The sequence below is a fragment of the Pseudoflavonifractor sp. genome (genome assembly GCF_050943825.1).
In the GTDB taxonomy this organism is placed as follows: Bacteria; Bacillota; Clostridia; order Oscillospirales; family Oscillospiraceae; genus Pseudoflavonifractor.
In genome coordinates this window covers 44387-63011 of the sequence record NZ_JBMNPX010000016.1, presented here as the reverse complement: position 1 = coordinate 63011, position 18625 = coordinate 44387, and the positions used below count along the sequence as shown (strand labels likewise).

General features: G+C 51.3%; 22 protein-coding genes. 12 read left to right on the top strand and 10 right to left on the bottom strand.

Annotated elements, in window-relative coordinates:
• The coding region (locus ACOX7T_RS11990; RefSeq protein ID WP_433443059.1) for a DUF3990 domain-containing protein at positions 1 to 365 on the bottom strand (365 nt) is incomplete at its 3' end.
• Positions 366 to 510: 145 nt separating this feature from the next.
• Here ACOX7T_RS11990 and ACOX7T_RS11985 point away from each other — a divergent pair.
• Positions 511 to 1923: an NYN domain-containing protein gene (locus tag ACOX7T_RS11985; RefSeq protein ID WP_433443056.1), complete on the top strand. Its 1413-nt coding sequence runs from the start codon at positions 511 to 513 to the stop codon at positions 1921 to 1923.
• Between the two features lie 130 nt (positions 1924 to 2053).
• Here ACOX7T_RS11985 and ACOX7T_RS11980 read toward each other — a convergent pair whose 3' ends face one another.
• The 8 genes from ACOX7T_RS11980 to ACOX7T_RS11945 all read right to left on the bottom strand — a co-directional run bounded on the left by ACOX7T_RS11980 (position 2054) and on the right by ACOX7T_RS11945 (position 6166).
• The gene (locus ACOX7T_RS11980; RefSeq protein ID WP_433443053.1) at positions 2054 to 2356 is read right to left on the bottom strand and encodes a type II toxin-antitoxin system RelE/ParE family toxin; all 303 of its coding nucleotides are present in this window, start codon (positions 2354 to 2356) and stop codon (positions 2054 to 2056) included.
• Positions 2343 to 2615, bottom strand: a complete 273-nt coding sequence (locus ACOX7T_RS11975) for a type II toxin-antitoxin system Phd/YefM family antitoxin (protein ID WP_433443050.1) — start codon at positions 2613 to 2615, stop codon at positions 2343 to 2345. Before ACOX7T_RS11975 ends, ACOX7T_RS11980 begins: the two co-directional genes overlap by 14 nt.
• A 282-nt stretch (positions 2616 to 2897) precedes the next feature.
• Positions 2898 to 3116, bottom strand: a complete 219-nt coding sequence (locus ACOX7T_RS11970; RefSeq protein ID WP_433443064.1) for a DUF5348 domain-containing protein — start codon at positions 3114 to 3116, stop codon at positions 2898 to 2900.
• A gap of 18 nt (positions 3117 to 3134) precedes the next feature.
• Positions 3135 to 3527 carry a hypothetical protein gene (locus ACOX7T_RS11965; RefSeq protein ID WP_075703398.1) on the bottom strand — a complete coding sequence of 131 codons (393 nt, stop codon included), beginning with the start codon at positions 3525 to 3527 and terminating at the stop codon, positions 3135 to 3137.
• Positions 3528 to 3542: 15 nt separating this feature from the next.
• Positions 3543 to 3866 carry a hypothetical protein gene (locus tag ACOX7T_RS11960; RefSeq protein ID WP_433443047.1) on the bottom strand — a complete coding sequence of 108 codons (324 nt, stop codon included), beginning with the start codon at positions 3864 to 3866 and terminating at the stop codon, positions 3543 to 3545.
• Positions 3853 to 4782 (bottom strand): ParM/StbA family protein, encoded by a 930-nt coding sequence (locus ACOX7T_RS11955; RefSeq protein ID WP_433443044.1) that lies wholly within the window; start codon positions 4780 to 4782, stop codon positions 3853 to 3855. The genes ACOX7T_RS11960 and ACOX7T_RS11955 overlap by 14 nt, the downstream gene beginning before the upstream one ends.
• 113 nt (positions 4783 to 4895) lie before the next feature.
• Positions 4896 to 5513 carry a hypothetical protein gene (locus tag ACOX7T_RS11950; protein ID WP_433443041.1) on the bottom strand — a complete coding sequence of 206 codons (618 nt, stop codon included), beginning with the start codon at positions 5511 to 5513 and terminating at the stop codon, positions 4896 to 4898.
• A 110-nt stretch (positions 5514 to 5623) separates the two neighbouring features.
• On the bottom strand, positions 5624 to 6166 hold the full coding sequence (locus ACOX7T_RS11945; RefSeq protein ID WP_433443038.1) for a hypothetical protein: 543 nt from the start codon (positions 6164 to 6166) through the stop codon (positions 5624 to 5626).
• 641 nt (positions 6167 to 6807) lie between these two features.
• On the opposite strand from ACOX7T_RS11945, the gene ACOX7T_RS11940 reads away from it, so the two are divergent.
• The 11 genes from ACOX7T_RS11940 to ACOX7T_RS11890 all read left to right on the top strand — a co-directional run bounded on the left by ACOX7T_RS11940 (position 6808) and on the right by ACOX7T_RS11890 (position 15446).
• On the top strand, positions 6808 to 7965 hold the full coding sequence (locus ACOX7T_RS11940; RefSeq protein WP_433443035.1) for a hypothetical protein: 1158 nt from the start codon (positions 6808 to 6810) through the stop codon (positions 7963 to 7965).
• A 5-nt stretch (positions 7966 to 7970) separates the two neighbouring features.
• A complete protein-coding gene (locus ACOX7T_RS11935; RefSeq protein ID WP_433443032.1) occupies positions 7971 to 8198 on the top strand; it encodes a hypothetical protein in 228 nt (75 codons plus the stop codon).
• A complete protein-coding gene (locus ACOX7T_RS11930; RefSeq protein ID WP_433443029.1) occupies positions 8199 to 8741 on the top strand; it encodes a hypothetical protein in 543 nt (180 codons plus the stop codon).
• 2 nt (positions 8742 to 8743) lie between these two features.
• Positions 8744 to 9778, top strand: coding sequence for a YqaJ viral recombinase family protein (locus tag ACOX7T_RS11925; protein WP_433443027.1), 1035 nt, complete (start codon positions 8744 to 8746; stop codon positions 9776 to 9778).
• A 128-nt stretch (positions 9779 to 9906) separates the two neighbouring features.
• Positions 9907 to 10200: a DUF4406 domain-containing protein gene (locus ACOX7T_RS11920; protein ID WP_433443024.1), complete on the top strand. Its 294-nt coding sequence runs from the start codon at positions 9907 to 9909 to the stop codon at positions 10198 to 10200.
• Positions 10190 to 12403 carry an SF1B family DNA helicase RecD2 gene (gene recD2, locus ACOX7T_RS11915; RefSeq protein ID WP_433443021.1) on the top strand — a complete coding sequence of 738 codons (2214 nt, stop codon included), beginning with the start codon at positions 10190 to 10192 and terminating at the stop codon, positions 12401 to 12403. The genes ACOX7T_RS11920 and recD2 overlap by 11 nt, the downstream gene beginning before the upstream one ends.
• A gap of 62 nt (positions 12404 to 12465) precedes the next feature.
• The gene (locus tag ACOX7T_RS11910; RefSeq protein ID WP_433443019.1) at positions 12466 to 13242 is read left to right on the top strand and encodes a hypothetical protein; all 777 of its coding nucleotides are present in this window, start codon (positions 12466 to 12468) and stop codon (positions 13240 to 13242) included.
• A 31-nt stretch (positions 13243 to 13273) separates the two neighbouring features.
• A complete protein-coding gene (locus ACOX7T_RS11905) occupies positions 13274 to 14401 on the top strand; it encodes a CHC2 zinc finger domain-containing protein (protein WP_433443017.1) in 1128 nt (375 codons plus the stop codon).
• Between the two features lie 68 nt (positions 14402 to 14469).
• On the top strand, positions 14470 to 14622 hold the full coding sequence (locus tag ACOX7T_RS11900) for a hypothetical protein (protein WP_433443015.1): 153 nt from the start codon (positions 14470 to 14472) through the stop codon (positions 14620 to 14622).
• Position 14623: 1 nt separating this feature from the next.
• A complete protein-coding gene (locus ACOX7T_RS11895; RefSeq protein ID WP_052082701.1) occupies positions 14624 to 15229 on the top strand; it encodes a hypothetical protein in 606 nt (201 codons plus the stop codon).
• The gene (locus tag ACOX7T_RS11890; RefSeq protein WP_052082700.1) at positions 15210 to 15446 is read left to right on the top strand and encodes a hypothetical protein; all 237 of its coding nucleotides are present in this window, start codon (positions 15210 to 15212) and stop codon (positions 15444 to 15446) included. Before ACOX7T_RS11895 ends, ACOX7T_RS11890 begins: the two co-directional genes overlap by 20 nt.
• A gap of 632 nt (positions 15447 to 16078) precedes the next feature.
• On the opposite strand, the gene ACOX7T_RS11885 is transcribed toward ACOX7T_RS11890, so the two are convergent.
• On the bottom strand, positions 16079 to 18238 hold the full coding sequence (locus ACOX7T_RS11885; protein WP_433443011.1) for a hypothetical protein: 2160 nt from the start codon (positions 18236 to 18238) through the stop codon (positions 16079 to 16081).
• Positions 18239 to 18625 lie beyond the last annotated feature (387 nt).

Here is an 18625-nt window from a genome sequence, read left to right as displayed (position 1 = left end):
TCGGCGCGATATCCGATGATGGCATCCTGTGACTGATAATCTACGCGAAAAGTATTCAGGATATATTCTTTGGCCTCCAGCGCCAGTCCGGAGGGCACATCAAACTCACGGTTTTCCAAAAGCACAGCGAGCCAGTGAAGGATATTGAAAGAAGGTCCGTTCAGATCCAAAATTTTGAGACCTTCACAGTCCAGCTCATAGCGGTTGGCATACCCGTTCCGATTCTGAGCTACGCCCCATTCTTTTGCCATTTCCAGACTGTCGGTACAGTAAAATCCCAGGCCATAGTCATTATATACCTTACCATAACCAAATTGGGGCTTCTCTATGATGCTGGGGGATCCATGAAATAACTGACGGATCATACTACCACCTCCTTAAAAGGATTATACTCCTTTGGGAGTATAAAGTCAACTTGGTTGGATACCGGGGTGAATGGTTGTCTTTCCATTGCCATTCCCGTATAATAAACTAAAAAGGAGAATCAACGCGAAAGGGGGACAATGGCTTGTGAAAGAGGAGCAGCTGATTGCCGAAGTATTGTATGGCGAGGAAACTGCAGATCGTTCCCGATATGCGTTATATGAGAATGGTACCTACATGGTGATCTCCAAGTTCGCATATCTCATCGGTGTTCCGTTCCATATCTTTGAAAATGAGCATGAGCCCCCGAAGATGGAGTGGTATGAAGCGCTTGAAAAAGATAAGAATGCCCGGATCATTCGGAACCTCTGTATGCTGCGGACAGCATTTGAGCGCAACTACCGGAACATCTATCAGGCTATGCGGTATGATTTGAAGGGCATTGCCAGTATGCCGGAGTATATTCCAAGAGAATGTATCGATCAGCTGTCGGCAGATGGCCTTTCCATCTATCGAGCCAATGCTCAGCCCATTCAGTACATTATAGACATCAACAGCCATATCGCAAACCGGATCAACAACTGCAAGAACCTTTTCCCCATCTGGCTGAATTGGTCTTACATCCGCCAACTGTTTATCATGCCAGGCGGTACAACGGAGAAAGGCGCCAAAGGCGCTGCTGCTGACTATTATGCCCATAAGGAAATTTATCCCTATCAAGTTTACATGAACTGGTCAGCTCCATCTGATGTGGGCAACATCCTTTATAACGACAAGAAATTTGTCCGTCTTCTCTACGAGCATCATGAGGACTACTTCACGGACATGAGCAAGGTCACAGATGCAGGGCTCATAGCCAAAAACGGAATCTATGACTTTTTGGAGCGAAGCAGCAGAACCGCTGTCGTTGTAGACTGCGAGAATGCGGATCCCTACAAGCTCTATGCCACGCTGAACAATCTGGACCAGGCGGCACTTCTGGGGAAAATCAGCAAGATTATTTTGTACGACGATGTCCATACCACCACTGCCTGGAAGATCCTTGAGAAATTCACCCAGATCCCGATCGAGCACAATATGATCGAGCGCATCAAGGAGAACAAATCTCTGGTGGATATTCGCCTTACCACTGGAACTTGCCGGGAATTCTTTCAGAACGACACAGATTCCTTTATTTTGGCCTCCAGCGACTCGGACTACTGGGGCCTGATCTCGGCCATGCCAGAGGCGCATTTCCTGGTCCTTGTGGAGTCGGACAAGTGTGGGCCGGATATCAAGCGAGCCATGATCGATGCGGGCATTACCTATTGCTATATGGACGACTTCTGCACCGGAAACAGCGACGAGATTCGCATTCAGGCGGTTTTGAATGAGGTCAGAAAGAGCTTGGACGAAGCAGTCCATTTCAATATCCAGGAATTGTTTCAAGAGGCCATCCGCCGCACCAGGGCCGAGCTCTCCACCGGTGAGCAGGCGCAGTTTTACGATCGCTACCTTAGACCCATGCGGCTGAATGTGGACAAAGAGGGAAATGTGGAAGTCCTGCTGGGGCCGCTCTAAAGAAATACATGAGGCGGAACCAACTCTATCTTATGTGAATAGTCTCCCTTGCTTTCACTGCGGGGACAGTACCCGTTCATTCCCAGATGACAAAAGAACTGGCAGGAGCATACGCCCCTGCCAGTTCTTTTCAGAGCAGCGCTCGATAGTCCCGACGCGCATATAAAATCCTTCGAATTTGCACTGTGTTGCCTGAAATCACATAAAAGACGAGGTAGTTCTTGACAATCAGGTAACGGTATCCTTTGGCAGCCAAAGCAAGATCTTTGGGATGCGGGCATCGCTCCGGCATGGTGGAGAGGCTGGAGATCTCTTTGACCAACAGATCATAGTAATTCAATGCTGTTTCTGGAGAGAGGGTGTTGAGATAGTCAATGATTTCCTCCAGGTCCTGTTTGGCTGTTGGAAAGATTTTAACTTTATATACTTCCATGGACACGCTCCCGCAGAGACTGGGCAAGTGTTAAGAAGTCCTCGCCCTCCGCGCCTGAGGCAATCTCCTGTTCTGCCACAGCCAGTTTGCCGTATAAATCAATGAGTGCCTGCTGTCGCTCATATTCCTCTATGCTCATGACTACCATGTCTCCGGTCCCGTTGCGAGTGATATAGACCGGCTCCCGTGTCTGACGGCAAAAATCCGAAATTTCATTGGCGTTGTTTCTCAAATCTGAAATAGGACGGATGCTTGGCATTTTGTCCACCTCCTCTGACAACAGTTTAGCAAAATTATGAGTAAATATCAATATAAATTATAAGATAATATGGAGAACAGCAAATCCTCGAATTAAGAGGATTTGCCGTTCTCTGCTAAGCCGATGCCTGGATCAGAATTGTCGCCGTGTGACCGCATGGAGGTTTCTAGCTGGAGATTGTTTTCGTTTGTGCAAAGCCGCTGACGTACCTGGAGCATTCGCTCTCACTTGAGAGAGCTGCTGTGAAATCTGTATAGCAATCGATTATGCCGAGATGGCGCCTTAGATTCTCACCCTCAAGCCAATCAGATTATCCGTCTGGATTCCCACCAGGTACCAGGTGCGCGCCATCTCGATCCGTGTGGGTACCCATCGTCCTTTGATCATGACATCGAAACACTGGCCGCAATGCAGCCCACCATAGTAGTTGTTAAGGCCAAATCGGATATCGATCCGATCCCTCTCCTTGTTGTAGACCAGTACGCCGCAACGCTGTTTCATGGGCATATCGTTTCCCTCCTAATCTCTTTTGGGCATGTAGTTCTCTTCAAACTCCTGCTTGGCAACCCATTCTGGAAGTTCAAAGATGCGAGCGGAGTGCAGTTCTAAGGCATACAGCTCGCGCTCTCTCTTGGTGTGTAACCACGGGGTATCCGCCTCAACCCAAGCGAGAAGTGCTTGGTACAGGGCCTCTTCCCCGCTGTTCCGAATGAGCCGGTGCATTGCAGCTTCCCACACCGAAATCTCAATGTCGCCGATCTCGGTCTGTGCACCAAAGCGGTAGTCACTATGCTTGCGCCCATATGCACCTATGGATGTTTTCGACCGGCCTGTACCATGGAGATATCGAAGATCCTGGAAGGTTGCGGACTCCGGGATATGTTCGAGGTTATCGATTGTGATGTGCTTCATTTTGCACCCCTCTGGTCATGCTTGATTTCGGAATGCGGCCATCATATCACTGAGATCCGGATCGGCCGCAGGTTCATCCGGCTCGGAGGACTGCGAACAAACGCCAAGGTTGCCTTCTGCCTGCATTTCCAAGATGACCTCCCGAATAATCTTCTTCAAGGACTCCTTGTTGTACTCCTGTTCAGCATCCGGACAGCTGATAAAGTGCAGAATTGCATTCACAACCATATCCGTCATGTTGCGGGGCCTGGCTCGAAGGATCTCCAACACCTTCCGGTGCCGGAAGTCGAAGTCATTAAACTGGAGAGAGATTCTGGGACGATGATTACTGACCGCCATGGACTGCCACCTCACTCTTATAGAGAAGATCATAGCCGACGGCATTGGCATGGATATCCTCGATAAAGATCGGGAACCCGACCTTATCACTGCGTTCAATGATTTGACGAAGCAGCAGAGAACCGCCGCCGGCGAAGACGCATTTGCTGACCTTCAGATCGATGCTGCGCTCACCAAGGAAATTGCAGAACTCGGTCAGGAACTGACTGGCCATCTTTCGAATCAGGATCTGCACCTCGCCCGGCAGAATCGTGGGTTCACCTTTGATGACCTCGTCAATATCGCAGTCTTCCAGATGAAGAGCATACTGGGAATTACACTGGCTGAAGATGCTGTTGTAGAGCGTAATCACACCCTGCTCAAAACTTTCGACCACAGCCAGGTCCGGCTTGCCATACCTCAGTTTCAGGACATCGACGGTATAGCCGCCGATATCGATGATATAGGAGGAGGCGTGTTTTTTGAGTTCACCGAACTTCGTAACTGCGGCCGCCAGAGCCTGGGTATAACTCACTACCTTTCCGATCCGGATGGAGTAGTAGCGGCCATTGTACTCGAAATCTACCACTTCGCGTTTTCTCAGGAAGTACTGTTCGAACCGCGCATGAAGCTGGCCATAATGTGCGGGCGGCAGCCCGATCAGGAGTGTGACATCTACCGTATCATCGGGTTCCTTGATGCCGGCATACTCCAGCTCTTTGGCAATGGCGAACAGTGTAAGCACAAAGAACCGGTCATCCTCAGTCTTGTCCCGTAAATAAGAGATGCGCTTTTCCGTCAAGGAATAGTATTTTCCGTCCCAAAAAATACAGTCCGTTTTGATTCCAGGCTGGTTTTCGGATTCGACCAGTCCGGACGTGAAGAGCAAATGCGGTGTTTTGATGCTCTTGTTGCCGTGATCTACTGAAATAATCATACGATGACCTCCTGCTGATTGAACTCTATTTCTATTTACGCACATCGTCGTCAAGTAACAACAATGTGAGGAGAGCGGGGGACAGCCAGGGACGGCTGCCCCCCTGGGATCAATTAACCTTTGAGGAGAATACGTAAACGCAGAAAACTCTTTTCCACAGAGCGGTAGATCACAGAGGGATCCCTGCCTTCGGCCTTTGCAATCTGCCAGCAGTTCATATCCTCCAGGAGCATCATGACGCGGCGCCGCTGGATGGGTGTCAACTTGCTGATGGCATCGTAGAGGCGTGCAGCCTCATCGCGGCGCACGACCTCATCCGATACGGGATCAGGGCCGGCTGCAGCCATGTTGATTAACACATCATCAAGGGGGACGCCGTAGTGATGGTAAGAGATCCGTTTGCGCTGGCGATCTTCCTCGCGCTGAAGCTCAAGCCACTCTTCATAGACCTCATCACTCACGGGAACCACTTGCTCGACGCCATAGTAATCCTTAATTTTAATCGTTTTCATAATTCCTCCAAGTTGTTCAAATTTTTGGGATTTGAACAACTTGAAGGAGGCCCTCGGGCCCAACAGGTCGTACGCATTGGCCATGCTCCCCAATTTGGGCAGCAAAAAAGCCGAGTTGCTGCTTTGTGCAGCGACTCGGCTCATGCTCCCGTATTGGCTGGTGAGGGCAGAAAAAATGGGCTCTTGAATGATTTCAAGAACCCGAATGCTCTCCAGCATAGTCAATTATATCTGGCTAAAATATTGCAATCAATGCCATGCAGCTGCCAATTTCACCTCCATTTTACTGCCCTTTATTCTCCCATTCGATTCCCACTTTGTCTGCTGCTTTATGACTCGGCGAGTGGAGATGTGCTTTGATTCTGCATCTGCTTCAGAATCAGGTCTGGAATGATGATGCACCACAGATAAGCGGCATACATCCGCACAGCCTTTTTGGAGTGACGGTAGTATGTAGATGAGGCCATACCAAGGGCGAGAAAGGCATCTTCATTTGATCTAAAACACGTGTTGAAATACCGAACGGAGAGAATTTTATAATAGAGTTCCCCATGGCGATGGTCCTCTTTAACCAAGAGAAGTGCAGATTCCAGAATTGAGAGCAGCTGCATAGCGTGTCCCATACCGTTCAGCCGTTCAGCGATGCGCTGCCGAGCAGTATCGTGATCATAGTCGATGGACAGATTGATGAAATCAGAGATGGATTGCCGACGCCCTTCGTAACAGAACTCATTCAACTCAACCAAACTTTGCGATGCGGACCGCAGCATTGGGCCGTACACCCGCAGCAATGTTTCGGTTCTCTTGACCTCCTCCTCGGTGACAATCTGTAGAATGTCTAAATTTTGAAGAAACTGTGCGAACTTGTCCACTATGAAGCCCTCCTTTTCAAAGATACATGGCAGGTAGATTTTATATTCAACCTTCCACTGAGACGGCATTTCCAATGTAGTCACAAGGAAGGCGGAATTGATAGATATTGCGTAAATTGGCACCTGATTTCCTCGCGCTTTGTCAGAGGCTCCCACTGACATCATCAAGCATAACGGTGCCTGTTCACTTGCCAGCTGCTCTAACCGTGGGGATCAGTCAGCGAAAATTGCGGCAAATCATCCGGAACCGTTGGTGGGCAAATCTGACAAATATAGAGTCACTTTATCATAATTCTTTGTCAAAAGTAACTCGGAATTTGTCGAAGTTGCTCCAGCATAGAAGAAAATTTGTATATTGGGGGATTGGAGGGAAGTAATAATTGGTATGATTGTTGAAACCTTCACCGCGTGGTAAGATTCTTTTATACTTATTAGAAACTCTTTTCCCACGGGAATCTGATTAAGCAGTGATCAGCGAGTCATGTATGGCTTGCAAAAATGGAAAGGCACTCCAACCGGACAGGTAGGGGGCCGCAAAAGTGCGCTTTGGTTTGTGATGACGCAAATTGAAGTGCTATTTTTTTGCCCAAATTCCGTTTGAACAGCGGGTTTGAGAATAATTTGAAAGGCGGTATTGACCAATGACAGACCAGAAAATTTACGCAGACAACTTCCGATGCACATTTGATGACCCAGGTGATTTCATTCAATTCCTGAAGGAACGAAAAGAGAACAGCCGCTGGATGACGGCACCGTCCCGGAACCTCGTGTTCGAGTCCCTGGAGAAGAACACGCAGATGGGCGAACTGTACCTGAAGCTCTACGACCATGACGGCCGCGCGGAGATCATTGCCGACACGATGGAGAACACCAGCTTGCTACTCAAGGTCAACGGCGAGACTTACCCTGTGCGATCCTGTGCGATCAAGTCGATTTTGGAACGGGCCCGCATTTCCGGGCACGCCCTGAACAAGGTATCCAAGTCGATCTTCACACAGATCCTGAACTACTGCATGGATGTGACCTCCGGGGACAGTCTCATCAAGGTGGCGGATGACAAGGTTTCTGCAGTACACGGCGGGGATCCGAAGGATTACGCCATTCTGGAGATTCTTCCGCTGGTCCAGTGTGTCCGGTCTATTCTGGATCGAGACTTTGCGGGAAATCACTTCCTGACAGCCAATTTCGACCATTCCATCGTAACAGCCATCTGGAGTTTGGATGGTCAGGCCAATGAGCTGATGGAGACCTACCGGCAGGCCGTTGCGGAAAAGGGTGTGACCGAGGCGATGTCTGCCCGGCCAGGGCTGCGCTTCACTACGTCGGATGTCGGCGTGAGTGCGGCCAACCTGTATCCCATCCTGCTTCTGGGCGGCAGCAATCGAATCATTCCGCTGGGGGACCCTTTGAAACTGGACCATAAGAACGGTGCAGACCTGGATGCCTTCGCGTCCAGCATGGATCAGCTCTATGCCTGTTTCAAGGAGTCGATCGAACGGCAGCAACAGCTGCTGAATGTGGAGATCCGCTATCCCTATACCACAATGCTCGGGGTTCTCAAACGTATCGGTATCACCAAGAAAATGAGCTATGAGGTGGCAGATCTTTTCGCCGGCCAGTCTGGTGTAAGTTCTGGATGTAATGCCTATCAGCTCTATCTGGCCATGTCGGATGTGATTTTCCTTGCGCAGTGCGAAGGCGCCAGCGCCTACCGCATTGCACAGCTGGAAGAAAACATCGCGCGTGCTCTGCGCATCAACTGGCATGAGTACGATCGGCCCGGTGACTTCAAGTGGTGAGCGCCATGGGAATCTATCGTGTCCCTTTGGTTTGGCAGATGTACGGGCATATGGATGTGGAAGCCAAGTCATTGCACGAGGCAATCGAGTATGCGCTTGGCCCGGAATGCCCGTTGCCTGAAGGCAGCTATGTGGATGATTCCATCATGGTGGATCTCATTGCAATGGAGTGCCACGATGAAGCCCACAGCAAAGAATTTCAAGCGTATTTGAAGAAGAACGGGGGTGAATAAATGTCTGATTGGGCAAGTGGAATCGTAGATGTGACCGGGACAAAAGCCTCCATTGAGGCATTTCTGAACCGGTTCCTCTATGATGCTGAACCACCGACAGTGCCGGGCGTAAGGTACTTTGCTCGGAGCGTGCTCTATGAGAGCCGCGATAAGATCCAGGAAGAGCTTGATAGTGTCTTTTTGGATGTGCCGGAAGGCGAAGAGCGGGAGTATCGAGTCTATCCGGAGTTTGCGTGGTCTGCGGCTTATTGCCTTGCGGGGCTCTATTCCATGAAGTATCCCGGACGGTGTGCCGGGTTGGCAGATGCCTGTGTGGAAGACCAGGTTGATGTCATAATCCGCACAAAAGCTGCATCAGGAGGGTTTCAGGAGCTGATCCAATGCAACCGGATCGGTGTCCTCATATGCCAGGCAGATTCACTACACGATGCTCGCTGCAAGAACTGCGGCCAGATCGAGTCCATGGCAGATTTTGAGACCCTGGACGATTTGGAGTGTTCTGAATGCGGTGGCACCGAATTTGAAATGAGCGAGGAGATGTAACTATGGCGCTGGATTTGAATTATAAGCCGATTGCTCTTGTGGATACCTCCACCTTAACGGAGGAAGAGTGGCTTGCCTGGCGGAAGAAGGGGATTGGCGGTAGCGATGTCGCTGCCGCCCTTCATCTTTCTCCATACAAAACGGCACGAGATCTGTACTTCGACAAGACTGGGGTTGAACCAACTGTCGAGCAGCCGGACAAGTCCATCACATTTGCCATTGGCCACCTGCTGGAGGATGTGGTTGCTCAGATCTTTTCCAAGAAGACCGGGTTCACCGTATACCGGGATCAGACGATGTATCAGCATCCGCTTTTCCCGTTCCTGCTGGCTGATGTGGACAGATTTCTTATCCTCCCGGATGGCAGGAAAGCCATTTTGGAGTGTAAGACGGCCCACTACAACATGCAGTATCTCTGGGCCAACGGAAGTGTGCCGCGCCATTACGAGCTCCAGGTGCGCCACTACATGAGCGTTATGAACATCGATGTCGCATACATTGCATGCCTCTTTTCCAACCATGAAGATGATTTCGTGTGGCAGAGAATTGATCGGGACCTTGATGACGAGGAAAACACGATCTACTTTCTGGAGGACTTCTGGAAAAATTATGTCTGCCTGCGTAAAGAGCCTCCGCTGACGGAAAAGCCCGATTTGGTGCTTGAGACCATCCGCAGTTTTTCGGGTCTGGCAGATAAGAATGCTCCCTGCATCCAGTTGGAAGAGCATTTTGCCAGCCAACTGGAGCAGATCATCGCATGGAAAGAGGAGAAGATCGAACTGGATCGGCAATCGCGGCAGTTGGGCAGCAAAATCAAGAGTGCGTATGCCCCGATCGTAGAGCTGATGGGTACCGCATGCAAGGCCTCCTGTCAGGGCAATGACGGAATCTATGCCGTTTCCTATGTCCCTGGGTATCGGGAAGGCATTTCCAAGACCCAACTGTCCCAGCTGCGTGCGCAGTATCCGGAGATCTACCGCGATTTTGCGGATGTGACCGAATACCGCACATTCGATGTGAAAAAGAGCAGCCTGTAAAGGGGCTGCAGTGCGACCGGTATGCATAACAACACGGATCAAGAAGTTGGAATCAATGAAGATTTGGAGGTGACTGAATTTCTATGACATATGTATGCTCTCCACTGTCGGCGGCCACAAGAGCGGCAATGCTCTCCAATGCGGCCAAGGCAAAGAACTATATGGGACTGGCAGAACAGGAGTTTGGGGATCGCGCTGTTGCTCCCCACGCCTTCCTGCCGTACCTACTGGATGATGGTGTTCCGGAGGAACGAGCTCTGGCAGTTGCGTTTGGCAAGAAACTTCTGACGCTGTGTACGCGGCTTGTGGTCTATGGATCCAGAGTGTCGGCGGGTATGCAGGGAGAAATTGCTATGGCTGAGCAACTCGGAATTCCAATCTACTACCGGACGGAAACCGGAGGGGTGCGGGATGCGATGTAAATTCAGCCATGCAAGGTACAAGGGGCCAGATGGATTCTGTGTGTTCCTGTATCACACCCAGGACCTGCAGGTGCCTGTCGAGGCGAGGAGACACAGCAGATACGGAACGGACTGGGCGCTGATCACTGCTGTGGGATATGGACTGACGGATACCAGCAGTGTGGACGTGGAATTGGAAGGCACATGGCAGAACTCAAAATACGGCATGCAGCTTAATGTTACTTCATGCCGGGAAGTGCTGCCCAACACGGCGGCCGGAGCCATCGCCTATTTGAGTTCAGGACTGATCAAAGGCATTGGCCCTGAAACGGCAAAGGCAATCGTAGCCCGTTTCGGTACGAATGCCATTGCAGTGCTGGACAGTGAGCCGGAGAAACTGCTTGAGGTCAAGGGCATCGCCAAGGCCAAGCTGGAAAAGATCCTGGTATCTTACCGGGCGACCAGAAAACTCCGCGATCTGACGGAGTATCTTGCTCCATTCGGCGTGTCAGTCAAGAAGATCGCCAAGATACAAGAGGTGTTTGGCGATGACAGCCTGGCCATTGTTCGGCGTGATCCATTCCAGCTGTGTAGAATCCGTGGTTTTGGATTCCTGACCGTCGATGAAATCGCGCGCAAGACCAAAGTCAGCCTCAAGAATCCGCTGCGCTTTGCGGGCGCCATTGAATTCCTGCTGGATGAAGCAAAGGGATCCGGACACCTGTTCCTTCCGCTTGAGAGCCTCTCAGAGCGATGCTATGACCTGCTCAACCGCGACTGTGAGCAGGAGGTCGTTTCTCTCAATGATGTCGCTGCGGCGCTGCAGACAGCCCACCAGGAAAAGCGGATTTACAATGAGAACGGACGTGTCTATCCGTACTTTGAACGGCACTGCGAGGTTCAAACAGCAAAGCGTCTGGTGTCTATGCTGCTATACGGTGAAGCGCCCCCAATTCATGGCCTGCGCAGCGAAATTGAAGCGAGTGAACGCGCTCTGCATCAACAGCTCGCCGATTCTCAGCGCAGAGCCGTGGAACTATGTCTGACGCAGCCGGTGTCCATCATAACGGGCGGACCTGGCGTGGGCAAGACTACGACCCTACGGGTGATTCTGGATATCTACCACCGCACGCAGCCGGACAATGAGATCCTGTTGGTGGCGCCTACCGGCAAAGCCAGCAGACGCATGAGTGAGCAGACTGGATTTCCAGCCTATACGCTCCACGCCGCCATGGGAATCAAGTATGACGATGATCTGGAATCAACGGACTTTGATCTGCTGTCTGCGGATTTTGTTGTGGTGGACGAAAGCTCCATGGTGGATATGCGCTTGGCCTACGCGCTATTTGAGCGCTTAAAGCCAGGGGCGCAGCTGGTGCTGGTGGGAGATCCCGATCAGCTGCCTTCCGTCGGCCCGGGGAATGTGCTGCGTGAGATGATCCGCAGCCAGATGATTCCGACAGCCGTGTTGGACATCGTGTTCCGCCAGGCATCCAATAGCCGAATTGCGCTGAATGCGCAGGCGGTCAACCATAACGATACCCGGCTGCAGTATGGGCCGGATTTTGCGTTTTATGATGTGGCAGACAGTGAAGCGGCAAATCAGCTGATTCTAAAATGCTATTTTGAAGAAGTCTCAAAACACGGAGTAGAAAATGTGCAGATCCTATCTCCTCAGCGTAGGAAGGGGGTCGTCTGTTCCAATCGCCTGAATGAGCAGATCCGCGAGATAGCGAATCCGCCTCGTATCGGAGTCCGGGAAATCAAATGCGGAGGAAGGCTGTTTCGGGAAGGAGATCGCATTATCCAAACGAAAAGTGAGGGTGATGTCTCCAACGGAGATGTCGGGGTAATCACTGCCATTCGTGAGGATGGCGAGGGGGAACCCACAATCCACATCCGGCTGCTGGACGGTCGAGAGTTCGAGTATTCTGCGGACATGCTGGAAAAAGTGGATCTCTCATATTGTATCAGCATCCATAAAAGCCAGGGCGCTGAATTCCCGGTAGTCATCATCCCGATACTGAAGGAGCACTACATCATGCTGCGCCGAAATCTGCTGTATACCGCGATTTCCCGAGCCAAGGTAAAAGTGATCCTGATTGGTCAGAAACAAGCGGTCTTTATGGCCATTCACAAGAGTGATGTGGACAAGCGTAATACCATCCTGTCCGATCGGATTGTGGCCTACTATGCCCGCGAGAAACAGAATTTGGTTGGTTAAGTCCGGAGGAACAGGTGGTATCGATGCCCCTGTTCCTCCATCAGAATGGAGGTTATTTTATCATGACGGAAACTGTGACAAAGAAAATCCCTACGATCAATGCGGTTGAAGGATTTGACCCAGCGGAATTTACCCGGAAACTGCCCAACGAAGATGGTAGCACAAGCCTTTATCTGGATGTGAAATACAGACTTCTGTGGTTCCGGCTACACCGGCCCCAGGGCAAGATTGTGCCGGACATCGTCCATGTTGACGAGAAGTCGGCTGTTGTGAGCTGCAAGCTGTACGAGGATAAAGCGGACGCCGCCGACCAATTCCTGGCGCAGGCCTCAGCTCAGAGATTCTGCTCTGAAGAGAAGTACGGCGACCGCTATCTGGAGATCGCAGAAACGGCGGCAATTGGACGCGTGCTGGCTGCTGCCGGTTATGGCACGCAATTCTGCGGCAATACGGATATGCTGTCCGGCATTATCGCAGATGCACCCATTGAAATGATGGATGCGGAAGAGGATGTGCCGGCGTCTCAGATCAGCAGCAGTACAATGCCCCAGCCGGCGCCCGCTTCGGTAACCCCGAGTCCTAAGCCGATTCCCACTACACAGCCGCCCCAGCAGACTACACCCATGTCTTTGGATGACTATCTGAACACCATGACGCTGGAGGATGCCAAGGCAGTGAAAGTGGATTGTGGCTATAATGCCGGAAAGACGCTGGGCGAGGTGGCGATGCGGAAACCAAGTGATCTGGATTGGTATGTTCAGAAGTACAATGGGCGAAATCTGGCGCTGAAGGCCGCTGCGATCCTTCTGGTCAATGCGGCAGCTCAGAGAGCCAGCTAAGGATGCAGCCCGTGAGAAGAGGTGATGCTATATGGGTGTTTCCAATCATCTGCCATGCAATATTGAAGATGTGGTAGACTTGCTCAGCATTCCCGTTGTTCGCAGTTCCGGGACACAACTGCATTGCAGATGTCCGTTCTGTGATGACCGAAAGGCGCACCTCAATATCAATCTGAGCAAAAATGTGTTTCGCTGCAATCGCTGTGGAACGGGCGGCGGTGTACTGCACCTCTACGCTGAAGTGAATAACATCTCAATAAACACAGCGTATGAGGAACTGTGCCGGATTTTCCAGTCGGGAGAAAAGGCACCGGAGCATCCAGTCCGCAAGGCTCAGACGAAGGTAAAGCAGAGTAAGCCGGCCCTTGAACTGGCCTCCGTTGAGGCCCGGGACAATACCTACAGCAACTTGCTCTCCATGCTTTCCCTGGGCACCGCTCACCGGGAATCCCTTTTGGGCCGAGGACTCTCTGGCAGCGAAATCATACGGCTTGGTTATAAAACTACGCCGGCTGTCAGATCCGCTAAAATCGTGACGGAGTTGCTGGAGCGTGGCTGTGACTTGAAAGGTGTGCCTGGTTTCTATGTGGATGAAGAGACCGGACAGTGGAAACTGGATATTCGAGCCACCGGTATCATGGTTCCGGACAGGAACTGCGAAGGGCAGATTGAGGCTATCCAAATCAGGTTGGACAAGGATAATCATTCCAAGTTCAACACACTGACCAGTGTGGACAAGTATTATGGGGCAACGGCTTCGTGTTGTCCACATTTTGCTGGTGTAACCGGTGAGGAAGATGCCGTCTATCTGACGGAGGGCGTGATGAAGGCCGACATTGCTCGATACTTTTCCACAGTTCTGGGCCATCCCTGTGCATTCGTTGGGTTAACCGGTGTCTCAAATATCAATCAGTATGTGCGAATGCTTGAGGAACTGAAGCGATTTGGGATCAATACCATCAAAGTTGCCTTCGATATGGATCTCCATGTGAATGAAAATGTTCGCAAAGCTCGTGATCGAGTGATCCAGGTCGGATGCGAAAATGGATTCGAGGTTATCCCAAAACGCTGGAGCTCGAACTATAAGGGCATTGATGATCTGCTGCTCTCCTTTATTGAGCGCCGGCGGATCACGGATTCGATTTTTGGAAGGTTATAAGCAAAGGGGACTGTGTATGGAGACGTACGCAGCCTCCTTTCTTACCGTATGAGTGGAGGAATTTAACCATGGAAGAGTTGAAAATCTTTTTTTCTGATTTGAATGAGGAGACACAGCAGCGTGTCTTGAAATTCTACGGCATTGCTGATCCCAAACAAGGGAATTTCGATTCGGATATTGTCCCGCTGTTTATCCTGGAATGCCCTGAGGAGGGAATGTGATATGGGATACAGAAGCAACTTCTTGCTGACGGCAAAACCGATGACGGAAGATCTCTATCAGAGAATCAGCGATGAACTGAAACAGTATGTTCCGTACATCATGTGTGAGTGCATGGAAGACGGGGCTGGGGTTTGGCTGAATGAGGACGATACATGGTATAGCTGCCAGAGTGATATGATTCAGCTCTCCAAAGACTTCCCTGACACTTTTTTTGAACTGTCTGTCGAAGGTGAAAATCACAACGATGACTGGAGAGCCTATTTTTCCGATGGTAAGTATCAGGTAAACGATGCTCTGTGGCTGTTCTGGCCATTTATCCCAAGCGAACTGCGCGAGGATCACTCGGACGAGGACGCTTTGGACTATGCCGGTTGTGTCAGGCTTGAGCATCTGAAAGTGACAAGGGCAGCAATTTATCATAGCCTCCGAATACTCTTAGCAAAAGACGAAAAGGACTTTCCATGGAATGAAGATTTGATCCAGGCAGCTGAGGCTATGTGCAGAGAATTCCTTACATCAAAAGGTTTTGCAGTTCCAGCGGCTGAGCAGCCTGATGGCAAGCAGGAAAAAGACGGAGGAAACGATGATGAACGAGAAAAAACATGAACGTTTTATCCGCATTGTTGAGCGGCGTATGGATGTCCTGATCAACGATTTTGAGAAGTTGGGAAACTGCGCTTCCAAGGTGTCGTATGACTATACTGAAGAAGAGGTTACGCGTATTGTGGAGGAGCTGGAACGGCAGGTTGCGTTGCTGCGTGAACGCTTTGCCGGAAAGAAGAGCTTTACTCTTTCAGTGGATGCCAATACACCCGAGCAATAGAAAATTGTACAGAGGCAATTCCAATAATCTGACCAATTGCCCAAGCATTATTGTAAAAGACAAAGACGCCTGTGCTGAGCATAGGCGTCTTTCATTTTGGGCCAAAGCATAGGGAAGCACCAGAATTACAATGAAAAGGCCGAAGAAAGGGGCAAGGTTCAGTTCACTTTTTCTCCATTTATATAAAGGGATATTTTATGCTCAGTCAGGAGGTGTTTCTCTTGGAACTCTACTCGCGCAGTCAGGCCGCTGCCATGTTGGGAATCACAGTACGGAAACTGGATATGCTCCGCGCCAATAGACTGATTGGCTATTACCAGCCATACCCTGGAGGGAAGGTACAGTTTTCGCAGGCTCATATTGAGAAGTATCTCCAGCGGATTGAAAAGCCGCCCAGGGCAATTACCAAGTCCAGATAGGTAGTCACTACCATGCATGGAACTGGAAAATCGAAAAACAGAACAAAACAGCGCGAACGGTGCGGTCCGGTTTTTACAACAAATAATAAAAAGCACTTGAAAAGCAGATGCAAAAAGGCCTCCTGGTAATTAGAGGTGCTGTCACCCCTAATTACCAGGAGGCCTGTAAAGTGATCGATCGGATTTAAGATGGTTCAGCAAAAAATGAACGGCTCAGCTGTCCTGCAGCGTGTATTGTTTGAACACATCCATCAGTTCTGCGTTGGTGAGATATTCACACGTTTCACCGCTTTCGCAGGTCACCGTCACAGATTCTACAGCAGCATTGCTCCACTGGAACTCCGTTCCTCCCACCACCGGCATTAGTGTCAGGTGATTGGGAACCGCATTATACAACTCGCAGTAGCACCAGCCGATATTCTGTTCCGTGAGCATTTGCAGAACTGTGTCGTGGTAGGCAACCACCACATCATTGTCCCAGTTCACATTGGCACCGAAGATACCGAACTCACTGACCATGAAGCCTACGCCGTATTGGGCGGCGATGTCCTGGTAGGGCTGGACGTCCACACGGTAGAGTTCGGCGCCGTCAATCATCCGGTCCTCGCTGTTGGTGTAGGTGCCATCCTCCCGGACGATGAGGGGCAGGGGCTCGCTACGATCGGGGTAATCGCCAATGTCATGGGGCACCATGACCACGTCGCCCATGGCGCCGCTGATGATAATGGTGTCGATTTTGGCGTAGCCGCCCTCGGAAATTTGAATCTCCACCTCGGCGGTTCCCTGGGGCAGGGTCATCGTATAAAGCTGCTCAAAATACTGGAAATTGCCGTCTTCCGTCGGAACTCCGCCGGAGAGCACCACCGTTTCCACCGGCGCCCCATCGGCGCGGACGGAGATTTCCGTACCCTCCATGCCGTCCCAGACATGGAGCGACAGCGCTGCGCCGGAAAGATCGCCCTGAATCACCAACGGTACGGCCCCGTCCTGCACCATGCCCATGGGGAACCAGGGCTGGGGCCAGGAGGGGACAGCGTAGGGATTCTGTTCGGCGTATTCATAGCCGGTGGTGGCAATGTACTGGGGATAATAGGGGTGACAGCCGATGCCGACGCCTATGGAAGCCACCGCCTGTACCCAGTCTGGGTTAGGGTTCGCCGGGAATGCGTGGAGCAGCACCCGCTGGGCATCCGCCATCCTGACAGCGGACACCAGCTCACTCAGCTTGCTTTCTGCATAGGCGAGATTGTCCTCCTCCCCAGGCTGGATCTCATTGCTGAGATCGAATGTGAGATACCGGCTGGGGATCCCCGCATAGCGTCGTGCCAGCATGGTCCAGTAGTCTTGTACCATGGCCCACTGGGCGTCATTGGACGCAATGGAGTCGTCCGTTTTGTCATTGCCGCCTTCATCCAGATAAAAACTCATGGCAATCTGAATGTGGACGCCGTATTCCATGCCCCAGGCGATGAGCTGATCCAGATCCCGCAGCTCGTTTTCGTTGACCAGACGGCCGTCCTCCGGGTAGTCCGGGAACCGGAGGGTGGAGAAGCTGAAAAAGATCCGGGCAAAGTTGAAGCCATTGTCAGCCAGAAACTGGATATCTGTCTCTCGGAAGTCGGTGCAGAAATTGCTGCCGCCGTCATTCTTGCTGCTGCCAAGACCGGCGCCCTTCCACTCGGCAGGCAGCTGGGCCTGGGTCACTTCCGGCAGATCGGATTCGGCGTTCAGCAGGTCGTCGGTAATGATGCCTTTGTCATAGGTACCCACGTCCGAGAGCTGCATATACACGCCCTCCGGCTCCAGCGTGGCCGGACTCAGCTCTCCCAGCCGCAGGACGGCGCAGATGGCCTCTTCCCGGGTCAGCGGGTCCTGGAGATGGGCGGACTTCCCTTCAAAGTCATAGGGATAGATGGCCTGACCGCTGACCTGGGAAATCATTACAGCGCAGGTGGTGAGACCGCCCCACATGTAGTTGCCATCGCACCATGCAAATCCAGTCTCTTCCCAGCCGGGAAACAGCGGATAGTCCCAGGTGGGCGTGTCACTGTTGCTGTCCAGCTGCTCCATGACAGGTTCGATGTCCAGATGGAAGAAGTTCTCGGGCGCATTCTGCTCCATGAGTACCATAGCATAGGCCGTGGCCAGGATGCCGTCCTCCCGCTGCATTTCCTCATCGGATTCAGCGGCAAGGGCAATAGTTTTCTCCCACTCACCCAGGCGGCTTTTATCCCAAATGCTAATCAGGTTGGTCAGCATCTGGCTATACTGCCGGAAGGTAATGCCGGCATCGTAGTCCTCCTGGATCTCCTCCGGTACCAGACCATAAGAAATGGCGCGGCTTACTTCGTCAGAACCCTCAGACGTCACCATCTCGGATGTTGACTGCTGGGAATTCTGCTCTCCCCCACAAGCGGGAAGAAACAACAGCATGGCACACGCCAGAAAAAGAGCCACCAAATGTTTCATATATAAAAGACTCCTTACAAAAATCCTATCTCTCTATTCATTATATATTACTTGCATGGTCGGGGCTTTGCAAGCGGTTCTGTCAGGAATCTTCCGGGAAAGCTTGCAAAGCCGTAGCGGTTGTCACGGTGGTTCCGTACAAAATCGTGCCAGAAAAGACCCTGCAACACAAAAACGGGAATACATACGATCGATAGAGCATCTGGGATTTCCGCAAGGGACAGCCTGTTTTGGTAAAATATCCTTTCGCTTTCGGACGATGGCAGTTATAATGAACACAACGACTGCGCG

Coding starts and splice junctions, on each gene's coding strand:
- ACOX7T_RS11980 (WP_433443053.1), bottom strand. CDS start 2,356: ATGGAAGTATATAAAGTTAAAATCTTTCCAACAGCCAAACAGGACCTG.
- ACOX7T_RS11975 (WP_433443050.1), bottom strand. CDS start 2,615: ATGCCAAGCATCCGTCCTATTTCAGATTTGAGAAACAACGCCAATGAA.
- ACOX7T_RS11970 (WP_433443064.1), bottom strand. CDS start 3,116: ATGAAACAGCGTTGCGGCGTACTGGTCTACAACAAGGAGAGGGATCGG.
- ACOX7T_RS11965 (WP_075703398.1), bottom strand. CDS start 3,527: ATGAAGCACATCACAATCGATAACCTCGAACATATCCCGGAGTCCGCA.
- ACOX7T_RS11960 (WP_433443047.1), bottom strand. CDS start 3,866: ATGGCGGTCAGTAATCATCGTCCCAGAATCTCTCTCCAGTTTAATGAC.
- ACOX7T_RS11955 (WP_433443044.1), bottom strand. CDS start 4,782: ATGATTATTTCAGTAGATCACGGCAACAAGAGCATCAAAACACCGCAT.
- ACOX7T_RS11950 (WP_433443041.1), bottom strand. CDS start 5,513: ATGCTGGAGAGCATTCGGGTTCTTGAAATCATTCAAGAGCCCATTTTT.
- ACOX7T_RS11940 (WP_433443035.1), top strand. CDS start 6,808: ATGACAGACCAGAAAATTTACGCAGACAACTTCCGATGCACATTTGAT.
- ACOX7T_RS11935 (WP_433443032.1), top strand. CDS start 7,971: ATGGGAATCTATCGTGTCCCTTTGGTTTGGCAGATGTACGGGCATATG.
- ACOX7T_RS11930 (WP_433443029.1), top strand. CDS start 8,199: ATGTCTGATTGGGCAAGTGGAATCGTAGATGTGACCGGGACAAAAGCC.
- ACOX7T_RS11925 (WP_433443027.1), top strand. CDS start 8,744: ATGGCGCTGGATTTGAATTATAAGCCGATTGCTCTTGTGGATACCTCC.
- ACOX7T_RS11920 (WP_433443024.1), top strand. CDS start 9,907: ATGCTCTCCAATGCGGCCAAGGCAAAGAACTATATGGGACTGGCAGAA.
- recD2 (WP_433443021.1), top strand. CDS start 10,190: ATGCGATGTAAATTCAGCCATGCAAGGTACAAGGGGCCAGATGGATTC.
- ACOX7T_RS11910 (WP_433443019.1), top strand. CDS start 12,466: ATGACGGAAACTGTGACAAAGAAAATCCCTACGATCAATGCGGTTGAA.
- ACOX7T_RS11905 (WP_433443017.1), top strand. CDS start 13,274: ATGGGTGTTTCCAATCATCTGCCATGCAATATTGAAGATGTGGTAGAC.
- ACOX7T_RS11900 (WP_433443015.1), top strand. CDS start 14,470: ATGGAAGAGTTGAAAATCTTTTTTTCTGATTTGAATGAGGAGACACAG.
- ACOX7T_RS11895 (WP_052082701.1), top strand. CDS start 14,624: ATGGGATACAGAAGCAACTTCTTGCTGACGGCAAAACCGATGACGGAA.
- ACOX7T_RS11890 (WP_052082700.1), top strand. CDS start 15,210: ATGAACGAGAAAAAACATGAACGTTTTATCCGCATTGTTGAGCGGCGT.
- ACOX7T_RS11885 (WP_433443011.1), bottom strand. CDS start 18,238: ATGGTGACGTCTGAGGGTTCTGACGAAGTAAGCCGCGCCATTTCTTAT.